General features: G+C 72.5%; 13 protein-coding genes. All 13 read left to right on the top strand.

The annotated features are described in order from the left end of the window. Nucleotide 1: 1 nt before the first annotated feature. Nucleotides 2-1,342 (top strand): acetyl-CoA carboxylase biotin carboxylase subunit, encoded by a 1,341-nt coding sequence (locus ABZV78_RS04805; RefSeq protein WP_355635450.1) that lies wholly within the window; start codon nucleotides 2-4, stop codon nucleotides 1,340-1,342. A gap of 113 nt (nucleotides 1,343-1,455) precedes the next feature. Continuing rightward, nucleotides 1,456-2,238, top strand: coding sequence for a 3-oxoacyl-ACP reductase FabG (gene fabG, locus ABZV78_RS04800; RefSeq protein WP_355635429.1), 783 nt, complete (start codon nucleotides 1,456-1,458; stop codon nucleotides 2,236-2,238). 10 nt (nucleotides 2,239-2,248) lie between these two features. Beyond that, nucleotides 2,249-2,746 carry a biotin/lipoyl-containing protein gene (locus ABZV78_RS04795; protein WP_355635428.1) on the top strand — a complete coding sequence of 166 codons (498 nt, stop codon included), beginning with the start codon at nucleotides 2,249-2,251 and terminating at the stop codon, nucleotides 2,744-2,746. A 50-nt stretch (nucleotides 2,747-2,796) separates the two neighbouring features. Then, nucleotides 2,797-3,231, top strand: a complete 435-nt coding sequence (locus ABZV78_RS04790) for a nuclear transport factor 2 family protein (RefSeq protein WP_355635427.1) — start codon at nucleotides 2,797-2,799, stop codon at nucleotides 3,229-3,231. A 1-nt stretch (nucleotide 3,232) separates the two neighbouring features. Next, nucleotides 3,233-4,159, top strand: a complete 927-nt coding sequence (locus ABZV78_RS04785; protein ID WP_355635426.1) for a 3-hydroxyacyl-CoA dehydrogenase NAD-binding domain-containing protein — start codon at nucleotides 3,233-3,235, stop codon at nucleotides 4,157-4,159. Between the two features lie 24 nt (nucleotides 4,160-4,183). Next, nucleotides 4,184-5,170: a zinc-binding dehydrogenase gene (locus ABZV78_RS04780; RefSeq protein ID WP_355635425.1), complete on the top strand. Its 987-nt coding sequence runs from the start codon at nucleotides 4,184-4,186 to the stop codon at nucleotides 5,168-5,170. A 73-nt stretch (nucleotides 5,171-5,243) separates the two neighbouring features. Continuing rightward, nucleotides 5,244-5,912, top strand: coding sequence for a hypothetical protein (locus ABZV78_RS04775; protein ID WP_355635424.1), 669 nt, complete (start codon nucleotides 5,244-5,246; stop codon nucleotides 5,910-5,912). A gap of 91 nt (nucleotides 5,913-6,003) precedes the next feature. Continuing rightward, complete coding sequence (locus tag ABZV78_RS04770; protein ID WP_355635423.1) at nucleotides 6,004-6,918, top strand: NADP-dependent oxidoreductase; 915 nt, start codon at nucleotides 6,004-6,006, stop codon at nucleotides 6,916-6,918. A 21-nt stretch (nucleotides 6,919-6,939) separates the two neighbouring features. Continuing rightward, nucleotides 6,940-8,535, top strand: coding sequence for an MFS transporter (locus ABZV78_RS04765; protein WP_355635422.1), 1,596 nt, complete (start codon nucleotides 6,940-6,942; stop codon nucleotides 8,533-8,535). Nucleotides 8,536-8,544: 9 nt separating this feature from the next. After that, a complete protein-coding gene (locus ABZV78_RS04760; RefSeq protein WP_355635421.1) occupies nucleotides 8,545-8,943 on the top strand; it encodes a PPOX class F420-dependent oxidoreductase in 399 nt (132 codons plus the stop codon). 92 nt (nucleotides 8,944-9,035) lie between these two features. After that, the gene (locus tag ABZV78_RS04755; protein ID WP_355635420.1) at nucleotides 9,036-9,854 is read left to right on the top strand and encodes a DUF6081 family protein; all 819 of its coding nucleotides are present in this window, start codon (nucleotides 9,036-9,038) and stop codon (nucleotides 9,852-9,854) included. Between the two features lie 53 nt (nucleotides 9,855-9,907). Further along, nucleotides 9,908-10,801 carry an NmrA/HSCARG family protein gene (locus ABZV78_RS04750; protein WP_355635419.1) on the top strand — a complete coding sequence of 298 codons (894 nt, stop codon included), beginning with the start codon at nucleotides 9,908-9,910 and terminating at the stop codon, nucleotides 10,799-10,801. A gap of 73 nt (nucleotides 10,802-10,874) precedes the next feature. Then, nucleotides 10,875-11,990, top strand: a complete 1,116-nt coding sequence (locus tag ABZV78_RS04745; RefSeq protein ID WP_355635418.1) for an acyl-CoA dehydrogenase family protein — start codon at nucleotides 10,875-10,877, stop codon at nucleotides 11,988-11,990.

The following is an 11,990-nucleotide window of genomic DNA, read 5'->3' as shown; positions in this document are numbered from 1 at the left end:
GCTGTTCCGCAAGGTCCTGATCGCCAACCGCGGCGAGATCGCCGTCCGGGTCGCCCGGGCGTGCCGTGAGCTGGGCATCCCCACCGTCGCGGTGCACTCCACCGTCGACCGCGACTCCCTCGTCGTCCGGATGGCCGATGAGGCCGTCCAGCTCGGGCCGCCACCGCCGAAGCTCAGCTACCTGAACGCGGCGGCCGTGCTGGAGGCGGCCCGGATGACCGGCGCCGACGCGATCCACCCCGGCTACGGCTTCCTCTCCGAGGACCCCGACTTCGCCGACGCCTGCGCCATGGAGGGCATCACGCTGATCGGGCCGTCGGCTGCGGTGATGGCGCAGCTGGGGGACAAGGCCTCGGCCCGGACGATTATGTCGGGGGCCGGCCTGCCACTGCTGCCGGGCAGCCTGGAACCGCTCTCGCCGGAGGACGCCCAGCGGCTGGCCGACCGGATCGGCTACCCGGTCATCGTGAAGGCGTCCGCCGGCGGCGGTGGACGGGGCATGCAGGTGGTGCACACGACCGAGGAGTTCGCCGACGCCTACCGCCGTACCCAGGCCACCGCCCGGATGCTCTTCGGCAACGGCCAGGTGTACGTGGAGAAGTACCTGGCACAGGCCCGGCACGTGGAGATCCAGGTGCTCTGCGACGGGCACGGGCACGCCGTCCACCTGGGCGAGCGGGACTGCAGCGTGCAGCGGCGGCACCAGAAGCTCATCGAGGAGACCCCGGCGCCCAACCTGCCCGACGGCTTGGCGGAACAAATGGGCAAGGCGGCGGTGGCCGGCGCGCTCGCCGCCGGCTACGTCGGCGCGGGCACCTTCGAGTTCCTCGTCGACCCCGACGGCGGCTTCTACTTCATGGAGGTCAACTGCCGGATCCAGGTCGAGCATCCGGTCACCGAGATGGTGACCGGGGTGGACCTGGTCGCCGAGCAGATCCGGATCGCGGCGGGTCGGCCGCTGCGGTTGGCGCAGGAGGACGTCCGGTTCTCCGGGGCGGCGATCGAGTGCCGGATCAACGCCGAGGACCCGCGGCGCGGATTCGCGCCGACGCCCGGGAAGCTGACCGAGTTCATCCCACCCGGCGGACCGTTCGTGCGGGTCGACACCCACGCCCATCAGGGGTACGTGGTACCGCCGAACTACGACTCGCTGCTGGCGAAGCTGATCGTCTGGGCGCCGGACCGGGAGCAGGCGATCGCCCGGATGCTCCGCTCGCTGGCCGAGTTCCACGTTCGAGGTGAGCGGGTCAGCATCACCGCCGACTTCCTCGCCGACGTGGTCGATTCGGCCGCGTTCCGCACGGCGACCCACACCACCGCGCTCGTCGACGAGCGGCGCTGAGACGTACGACCGGCTCCAGACGGACTCGACCGGGCTTCAAGCGCCGATCGCCAGCCTGAACACCGGTACGCGGCGCACGGCCACCCCGCCCAAAACACGGCTACGGAGGAACAATGACGCAGGATCAACGGGTCGCGCTCGTCACCGGCGCGACGAGCGGGATAGGTCTGGCGGTGGCCCGCCACCTCGCCCGCGACGGCGTACGGGTCTACCTGTGCGGCCGCCGCGAGGACGCCCTGGCCGAGACCGTCAAGGCCCTCACCGACGAGGGGTTCGAGGTGGACGGCGGCACCTGCGACGTGACCTCGTGGGCGGACGTCCGGGCGTTCGTCCGGGCCGGCGTCGAGCGGTTCGGACCGGTCGACATCCTGGTCAACAACGCCGGCCGCTCCGGCGGCGGGGTCACCGCGCAGATCCCGGACGACCTCTGGCTCGACGTGATCAACACGAACCTCAACAGCGTCTTCCTGGTCACCAAGGAGGTGCTCAACAACGGCGGCATCCTCGACCGGGGTCGGGGTCGCATCGTCAACATCGCCTCCACCGGCGGCAAGCAGGGCGTGCTGCACGGCGCGCCGTACTCGGCGTCGAAGCACGGTGTCGTCGGCTTCACCAAGGCGCTCGGCCTGGAGCTGGCGAAGACCGGGGTCACCGTCAACGCGGTCTGCCCGGGCTTCGTGGAGACGCCGATGGCGCAGCGGGTCCGCGAGGTCTACTCCGGCCTCTGGCAGGTGCCCACGGAGGAGGTGCTCCAGCGGGTGAACGCCCGGGTGCCGATCGGCCGCTACGTCCAGCCGGAGGAGGTGGCCGCCATGGTCGGCTACCTCGTCAGCCCCGCCGCCGATGCCGTCACCGCCCAGGCGTTGAACGTCTGCGGCGGGCTCGGGAACTACTAGGGGTGCGACCGTGAGGCAGGCAGAGACCGCCAGGGACGAGCAGCACCTCCTGGAGACCGTCGAACACAGCGTGCTGCGGCTGCTCTCCGGCTTCCGCGACCCGCCGGCCCGGTTGGAGATCACCGCCGGGGCGGTCACCGTGACCGCCGAGTGGGGCGTCGCGGAGGGCGTCCGGACCGTCGTCCCGGCCCAGGGGCAGGCCCATCCGGCCGCGGGCCCGGCGATCCCCGCGCAGGAGAGCGCCCCGGCCGTCGACGACCGGCTCCTCGTCCGAGCCCCGACGGTGGGGGTCTTCTACGTGGCCGCGCAGCCCGGCAGTCCGCCGTTCGTGACCGTCGGCGACCGGGTCGGCGCGGGTGAGCAGCTCGGCATCGTCGAGGCGATGAAGCTCATGATCCCGGTCACCGCGGATGCGCCGGGCACCGTCGTGGAGGTCCTCGCCGGCAACGGGGAGGCGGTCGAGTACGACACCCCGCTCTTCGCCCTGTCCCCGGCGGAGCCGGGCTGACCCGTCGCCCGCCACCTGCCGCGGGGCGACCGACCAAGCAGAGGAGAACCATGATCGCGACCGGTGTGTCGACCGACCTGTACGCCGAGGTGCTGCAGTTCTACGCCCGCCAGATGCAGGCGCTCGACAACGGCGACTTCCAGGCGTACGCCGACAGCTTCACCGACGACGGCGAGTTCACCCATTCGCCCGGCCTGCCGCCGGCCCGGACCCGGGCGGGCATCGCCGCCGAGCTGACCGACTTCCACCGCCGGCGGTTCTCCGGGCTCGCGGTGCAGCGCCGGCACTGGTTCAACCATGTGGTGCTCGACCACCGCGACGACGGCGGCATCGACGCGACGAGCTACGCCCTGGTGCTCACCGTGCATCCGAGCGTGAAGCAGCCGGAGATCGGGCCGAGCTGCGTGGTCCGGGACGTGCTGGTCCGGGTCGACGGCGACCTGCGGCTGCGGTCGCGCCGCGTCGACCACGACCAGGACCGCTGACGTGGGCGCGGTCACCGTCGTCGGGACCGGCACCATCGGGCTCGGCTGGATCGCGCTGTTCGCCGCCCACGGACTCCCGGTCCGGGTAAACAGCCGTCGACCCGACGCCGACCGGGTGGTGTGGGCTGCGCTGGAGATGTTCGCCCCGGCCCTGCCGGGTGCGCCTGACCCGGTGGCGCTCCACGATTCGATCACCTTCGAACCGGACCTGGCGCGTGCCGTCGCCGACGCCGACGTCGTCTCCGAGAACGCCCCCGACGACCTGGAGCTCAAACAGGAACTCTTCGCCGCGGTCGAGGAGAGCGGCAGCCGGGCCCTGCTGCTCTCGTCGACGTCCAAGCTGGTCCCGGACGACCTCGGGGCGCGGATGAAGGATCCGGGGCGGTTGGTCGTCGCCCACCCGTTCAATCCGCCGCACCTGGTGCCCCTGGTCGAGGTCGTCGCCGGCGTCGCCACCGACGCGGCGGCCGTGGACGAGGCGATGGCCTTCCTGCGGTCGGTCGGGCGCCATCCGGTGTTGCTGCGCCGCGCCCTGCCGGCGTTCGCCGCCAACCGCCTCCAGTCGGCGCTGCTGCGGGAGTGCATCCACCTCGTCGTGGAGGGCGTGGTGACGGTGCCGGAGCTCGACGAGGTGGTCACCCACTCGATCGGCCTGCGCTGGGCAACCATGGGCCCCTTCCAGGCCTTCCACCTCGGCGGCGGTGAGGGCGGCCTGCGCAGGTGGCTGTCCCACCTGGGCTCGGGGCTGGAACAGGGCTGGCGGCAGCTGGGCACGCCGGCCATGACCGACGAGACCCGCGAGCTGCTCGTGACGCAGACCGAGCAGGCGTACGGCGACCGCACGTACGCCGGGCTGGTGGCCGAGCGGGACCGGCTGCACCTGACGGTCCTCGACGCCCTCGCCCGGGCCCGGGCCGAACCTTCCTGATTGGAGCGCGGACAGATGCGAGTGATGCAGTTCGATCGCTACGGAGGGCCGGAGGTGCTCGTCGCGGCCGACGTCCCCGTGCCCGATCCGGGCGCCGGTGAGGTGCGGATCCGGGCCGAGGCGATCAGTGTGGGCTACGCCCAGACCCAGATGCGCCGGGACGTCTTCCCCGCGCCGATGTGGCGGCCGGTGTTCCCGGTCGTGCTCGGCGGGGACGTCGTCGGGCGGGTCACCGCGCTCGGCGACGGCGTGACCGGCGTCCGGGTCGGTGACCGGGTCGGCGCCTTCACGCTCTACGGGGCGTACGCCGAAGAGGTCGTGGTGGACGCCGCGACGCTGGTCGGGGTGCCGGAGGCCCTCGACGCGGCCGAGGCGGCAGTGCTGCCGGGCACCGGCCTGATCGCCGGCGGGGTGCTGCGTACGGCGTTGCTGCGCAAGGGCGAGACGGTGCTGGTGCACGCCGCGGCCGGCGGCATCGGCCACCTGGCGGTGCAGTTGGCCAAAGCCGCGGGCGCCGGCCTGGTGGTGGCCACCGCCGGGTCGGCGAAGAAGCGCGACTTCGCCCGTTCCCTCGGCGCCGACGTGGCCGTCGACTACACGCGGCCCGAGTGGGTCCACGAGGTCCGGGCGGCGACCGGCGGCCGCGGCGTCGACGTGGTGCTGGAGAGCATCGGCGGAAACGTCGTCGAGCAGGGCGTCGACCTGCTCGCGCCCGGCGGTCGCCTGGTCTTCTTCGGGTCGTCGGCGGCGGAGCTCGCCGTGCCGGCGGTGCCGTTGATGAAGCTGATCGGGCTCAGGTACGTCACCGGTTTCGCACTCTCGGCCTGGCGCAACAGTCGACCCGACGAATACCGGGACGTGCTCGAGGAGTTGACCTCCCACCTGCTCGACGGTCGGCTCAGCTCCGCCGTCCACGCGCGGCTGCCGCTGACCTCGGCGGCGCAGGCGCACGCGCTGGTGGAGAGCCGGGTCCACCCCGGTCGGGTGGTGCTCGTACCGCAACCCGACTGAGCTTCGAGCGAAGTTCAGGCCACCGTCCGTAGCGTCGCCCCTGGCTCGCTTCGGTAGATCACGAGGAGATGAGATGGCACGCAACAGCAAGTGGATCGCCCGGGTCGCCATGGGCGCCGTGGCGGTCACGGGGGTGCTGGCGTCGGTCGGCGTCGCCAACGCCAGCCCCATCGCCGCGACGGGGACCGCCACCGCGACCACCAGCAGCACGGTCGCCTACGACTGCCGCACCACGGTGCAGCAGGGCTTCCACCCGGTCGCCTACAGCCGGGGCTTCGACGTCACCGCCCCGGAGGCCGTGACCGCGGGAGCCGAGTTCGACGTGACGTTCGACCCGACCCCGATCACCGCGTTCGCGCAGTACAACAAGACCGTGACCGACGTCCAGGTCGCGTACCGGATCCCGAGGAACGCCAAGGTGACGAGCTACTCGCTGGTCGGTGGTTCGGGTCTGGGTCGCGCGTTCACCTGGGTGGAGGAGCGTGACGGCTCGCTGGTCGTCCGCAGCAGCGGCCCGTACGCGGGCGGCGTCGAGTTCGACCTGCCCTCGCTGGCCGTCCACTTCAAGGCCGGCCGGAGCACCGGCACGATCTCCTTCGCGCCGGGTGGCAAGAGCTACGTGGAGCCGGGCTTCGGCTGGTTCCGCTACCAGCCGATCCTCGACGAGTGGGGCCCGTTCCAGTGCGTCCCGGACCCGGCCCAGCCGGCGGTCGAGCTCGCCACGGTGAAGATCACCGGGTGATTCCCGGGGACGGGCGGGCGTCGGGACACCGGGCCCGCCCGTCTCCGCGACAATGGGACTCCGTTCTACAAAAGCCTTGAAAGGAACCCACATGCCGCTCGCGATGGGGATCACGGAGTTCGGCAGCGCTGACGTCCTGCGACCGATCGAGGTGCCCGAGCCGGTGGCCGGGCGCGGCCAGCTCCGGGTGCGGGTAAAGGCCGCCGGTGTCAATCTGATCGACTGTCGGATCCGGGCCGGGTTCATGAACTCCATCTACCCCGCGACCTTTCCCCAGGTGCTCGGCAACGAGTTCGCCGGCGTGGTCGACCAGGTCGGCGCGGGCGTGACCGGGCTCGCCGTCGGCGACGAGGTGCTCGGCTTCGCCTTCATGCAGTCCTACACCGAGGTGCTCGTGGTGGGGGCCGACCAGCTCGTCGCCAAGCCTCCGACGATGCCGTGGGAGGCCGCCGGCTCGCTGTCGGCGGTCGGCCAGACGGCGTACCACGCGCTGCGTACCCTGCGGGTGGGGCCGGGGGAGACCGTGCTGGTGCACGCCGCCGCCGGTGGGGTCGGCACGGTCGCCGTGCAGCTCGCCCGGGCCTGGGGCGCCACCGTCATCGGCACCGCCAGTGCGGGCAACCACGACTACCTCCGGTCCATCGGCGCCGAGCCGGTCGCCTACGGCGACGGCCTCGCCGACCGGGTCCGGTCGCTGGCGCCGAAGGGCGTGGACGTCGCCTTCGACGCGCACGGCGGCCAGGAGGCGCTGGAGGTCTCGCTGGAACTGGTGCCGGACCGGTCCAGGATCGGCACCATCGCCAACTTCCGGGCCGCCGGCCAGCACGGCATCACCATGCTGCGCAGCGAGCGGTCGGCCGAGACACTGGCCGCGCTGACGCGGCTCTACACCGACGGCGGGCTCCGACTGCACGTGCAGCGGACGTATCCGCTGCGGCAGGCCGCCGACGCCCACCGCGAGGCCGAGGGCGGCCACGTTCGCGGAAAGCTCGCCCTCGTCGTCTGACCACCTCGCAGGAGGACACCCGTGCCGCCGCCCCTGGACACCGAACACCCTCGACGCTGGCGGATCCTCGCGGTGCTGGTGTGCTGCCTGTTGTCGATCATCCTGGACAACACCGTGCTGAACGTCGCGCTCCGGACCCTCACCGATCCGGCGCGCGGCCTCGGCGCGACGCACAGCGAGCTGGAGTGGATCCTCAGCTCGTACACCCTGGTCTTCGCCGCGCTGCTCTTCACCTGCGGCGCGGCGGCCGACCGGTTCGGCCGTCGGCGGGTGCTGCTGCTCGGCCTGACCGTGTTCGGGCTGGCGTCCCTCGCCTCGGCGTACGCCGCCGGCCCGACCGCGCTCATCCTCAGCCGCGCCGCGATGGGCGTCGGCGCCGCCGCCGTCATGCCGTCCACCCTGGCCGTCATCGCCGCGGTCTTCCCGATGCGCGAGCGACCGAAGGCGATCGGCATCTGGGCGGGGGCGGTCGGGTTCGCGCTGGCCATCGGGCCGGTGACCGGGGGTCTCCTGCTGTCCTGGTTCTGGTGGGGGTCGATCTTCCTGATCAACGTCCCGCTGGTGGCCGGCTGCGTCGTCGCGGTGCTGCTCGTCGTCCCGGAAACCCGGGGCCACCCGCGGCGGGGGCTGGACCTGCCGGGCGTCGGCCTGTCGATCGTGGGTCTGGCCGCGCTGGTCTACGGGGTGATCACCGGCGGTCGGCTCGGCACCCTGACCGACGTACGGGTGTGGGGCCCGCTGCTGGCCGGCCTCGCCGCCCTGTGGCTCTTCGTCCGGCACGAACGGCGGACCGCCCAGCCCGCCTTCGAGATGTCCTTCCTGCGCGAACCCGCCTTCTCGGCCGCGCTGGTGGCGGTGGGCTTCGTGTCCTTCGCGATGCTGGGCTTCCTCTTCTTCAGCGCCTTCTACCTGCAGAGCGTCCGCGGCTACAGCCCGCTGCGGGCCGGCTCGTTCACCCTCGCCCTGGCGGCGGCCAACATCATCATCGGGCCGCTGAGCTCGGTGGCGGTCCGCCGGTACGGCCCGCGCGCCGTCTGCGCCGCCGGGCTGTTCTCGGTGGCCGCCGCCCTCATCGGGGTGGCCCTGGTCCGCCAGCAAACCCCGCCCTGGGCACTGCTGCCGATGTTCGCCCTGCTGGGGGGCGGCATGGCGGCGGTGATGCCGGCGGCCTCGATGTCCATCATGACCGCCATCCCCAGGGAGAAGGCCGGCGTCAGCTCGGCGATGAACAACACCGTGCGTCAGCTGGGCAGCGTGCTGGGGGTGGCGGTGCTCGGGTCGGTGCTGGCCTCGAGGTACCGGGCCGGCGTCTCCGACGAACTGGCCGTGCTGCCGACGGCGGCCCGGCACGCCGCCGGGGAGTCGCTCGACGCGACCCTGGCCGCCGCGGCGGCGCGGGGCGGCGACACCGACGCCCTGGTCTCCGCGGCGCGCACGGCCTTCGTCGACGCGATGCACCTCACCGCACTGCTGGCCGCGCTCCTGGCGCTGGCCGGCGCGGTGGTCGCGCTGCGCGGGCTGCCCCGGACGCTGCCGACCCGGGACCTGCCCGCCGGCGCGGCACCCGGCCCCCGCCGACCCGTACGCTCCGCAGTCGAATCCTCACCTGCCCCCTAGGATGGACGGATGTCTTTCACCGAAGTGGAGATCGAGTACCTGAACTCGCAGCGGCTCGGCAGGCTGGCCTCGGTCTCACCGACCGGCGCCCCGCAGAACAATCCGGTCGCCTTCCGGTACAACCCGGAGACCGGCACGATCGACATCGGCGGCCACAATCTGACCGCCAGCCGCAAGTTCTGCAACATCCAGGTCGAGCCGCGGGTCGCGTTCGTCGTCGACGACCTGGCGTCGACCAACCCGTGGCGTGCCCGGGGCGTCGAGATCCGGGGGCGGGCCGAGGCCCTGACCGACGTCGAGCCGCCGCACCCGTACTTCGACTCGGCGATGATCCGGATCCGGCCGACCCGCATCATCACCTGGGGGATCGACGGCGCGCCGATGAGTGGCCGCAACGTCGAGTCGTGAGCGACCGACCCACATAGCGCGCTTCGAGTGGGCCGCGAGCCCGCCCTGACACCGTTGACCCGTGACCGCGGGACCCACCGGGAGGGGCGCAGATGACCGCACCGACAGCGCTGCAACTGTTCGAGGACGACTTCACCGACGGCGTACGGGTCGGGGCCGGAGCGCCGTGGCGGCTCCGACCCGTCGACACCCTGACCGGCGGTGACGGGGTCGTCCGTGGCACCCCGCACGGCCTGCTGGTCGTGCCGACCGGGGTCAACGCCACCAGCGGTGAGCCCGCCTTCGCCGCCCCACACGAGCCGGTGCAGCACCTGCGGTGGGCGGCGTTCACCACGCACACGTCCCCGTCCGGCCGCCCCGGCTTCGACACCGTGGACGGACAGATCCTCACCGTCTCGGCCGATGTCGCGGTCCGCGGCCTCGGGCTGGAGCCCCACCCGTACGACGACATCGACGATCCGACGGTAGACATCCGGCTCGGCGCCGCCGGCCTGATCTCGGTGGACCTCGAGTCCGGCGTCGTCTGCGACTTCTTCCTCACCCATCACCGCCTCTACGCCGTGTACGAGCGGCTGGCGCTGCGCCCGGACGCACGGTTCGCGGCGTTCACCTACGCCGTACCGGTCGCCGATCGCCGGCCCGACCAGAGCCACCACCTGGAGATCTCCTTCGAGCGGGCCACCGGCACCGCCCGGTGGCGGTCCGACGGCGCCGAGGTGCTGTCGGTGGATCGGATCGGCACCCGCAGCCTCGACGCGGCGTACCTCAAGCGCGACAACGGCGGGGCGGAGGAAAACGTGTTGCCCCGCCAGTTCAGCTACGGTCTCGGCCTGTTCGCCGACCGGATGTACGGCCAGGGCGTCGAGCTTTCCGCCGGCCGTCTCCGGGTCACCGCAGTCGCCGCCTCCTGACCCCGGCGCACTCCGCCACCTCATCGCTGTCCTCGTCCTCCTGGAGGTCCACCATGTCCAATTCCGACAAGACCGTGCTCGTGCTCGGCGCGACCGGCAAGCAGGGCGGGTCCACGGCCCGGTACCTGTTGGAGCGCGGTTGGTCGGTCCGCGCCTTCGTCCGTGACCCGAACGCCCCGAGGGCCCGGCAGCTGGCCGACCTGGGTGCCGCCCTCGCGGTCGGCGATCTGGAGGACGCGGACTCGGTGCGGCAGGCGATGAAGGACGTCTACGGGGTGTTCAGCATCCAGACCCCGATGACGGAACACGGCGTCGAGGGTGAGGAGCGGCACGGCAGGACCTGCGCGGACGCGGCGAAGGAGTTCGGTGTCCAGCACTACGTGCACAGCTCGGTGGGTGGTGCGGAGCGGCCGGAGGGCATCAACTGGCGGCTGTCCAAGCTCGCCATCGAGGAGCGGATCGTCGACAACGGGCTGCCCTTCACCTTCCTGCGGCCGTCGTACTTCATGGAGAACCTCAACCACGACATGTCGCCGCTGGTCCTGGTGGACGGCGAGCTGGTGTTCCGGCGAGGGCTCGGCCCCACCAACACCCTCCAGATGATCAGCGGGCCGGACATCGGCTGGTTCGCCGCCGACGCGTTCGACGACCCGGAGCGGCACATCGGCGCCAAGATCGAACTGGCCGGTGACGAGGTGACCGGTGACGAGCTGGCCGCCGCCTTCGGCCGGCACACCGGCCTGCCCGCCCGGTTCGAGTCGGTACCGCTCGACCAGCTCCACGCGGAGGGGCTGGTCTGGCAGTCCATCTCCTACCGCTGGCTCAACGGCATCGGCTACCACGCCGACATCCCCGCCCTGCGAGCCCAGTTCCCCGGCCTGCTCACCCTCGAGCAGTGGCTGGCGAAGACCAACTGGCAGCCGATGCCGCCGGCGGAGACCAAGTGACCGGCCCATCGTGGCACGAGTCGCCTTCGAGCGCGGCACGCGATGGTGGAACCGAACCGATGAGGGGGTCGACATGCCGGAGCTGCTGACGGGGACGCGGGACGTCGTGGAACTCGCGGCCAAGAACGCGGCCAACGCGGAGACGCACCGCAGGCTGGACCCCGACGTCGTCCGGGGGGTTGTGTCGGCCGGGTTCGCCCGGCACTTCGTGCCGACCCGGTTCGGCGGCCGGGCGGCCACGTTCACCGAGCTGATCGAACCGGTCGCCGTGCTGGGCGAGGCGTGCGTCTCCAGCGCGTGGTGCGCCTCGCTCACCGCGGCGCTCGGCCGGATGACCGCCTACCTGCCGCAGGAGGGCCAGGCGGAGGTCTGGTCCACCGGACCGGACGCGCTGGTCGTCGGCGCGCTGATGCCACTGGGCCGGGCCGAGCCGACCGACGGGGGCTGGCGCCTCTCCGGCAGTTGGCCGTTCGTCAGCATCGTCGAGTACGCCGACTGGGCGTTGGTCTGCGCGATGGCGCCCGGCGCGCAGCGCCCCGAGCCGTGGTTCTTCGCCGTGCCGCGGGACGCCCACCGGATCGTCGACACCTGGCACACCATGGGCATGCGGGGCACCGGCAGCAACACCCTCATCCTCGACGACGTGTTCGTCCCCGCCGCGCGGGGGTGCAGTCGGGCGAGCATCGCCACCGGCGACGCGGTCGCCGCCGAGGCGATCTGCCACACCGTGCCGATGCGGGCCGTCAACGGCCTCGCCTTCGCCGTACCGGTGCTGGGTGCCGCGCGGGGCGCGGCGGCGGCCTGGACGCCCTGGGTGGCCGAGAAGCTCGCCGGCGGCCCGAACGCCATCTCCGCCCTCGACCGCAGCACCTACGAACAGACCCTGGCCCGGGCGCACGGCGAGATCGACGCGGCCCAGCTGCTGCTGGAGCGGGTCGCCCGGGTGGCGGACGCCGGCGGGGTGACCCCGCTCGACGTCACCCGCGGCTCCCGCGACTGCGCTCTCGCCGCGGAGACGCTGGTCGAGGCGACCGACCGATTGTTCAGGACCGCGGGCACGCGCGCCCAGGCCGACAGCAACCCGCTGCAGCGGTTCTGGCGCGACGCCCACGCCGCCGCCAGCCACATCGGCCTGCAGTTCGGCACGGCGGCCAGTGCGTACGCCGACCGGCTGCTGGCCGGTCGCTGA

The organism is Micromonospora sp. NPDC004540, from assembly GCF_040610095.1.
Taxonomy (GTDB): domain Bacteria; phylum Actinomycetota; class Actinomycetes; order Mycobacteriales; family Micromonosporaceae; genus Micromonospora.
The sequence above is the reverse complement of the archived record's forward strand: the minus strand, read 5'-3'. Positions and strand labels throughout refer to the sequence as shown.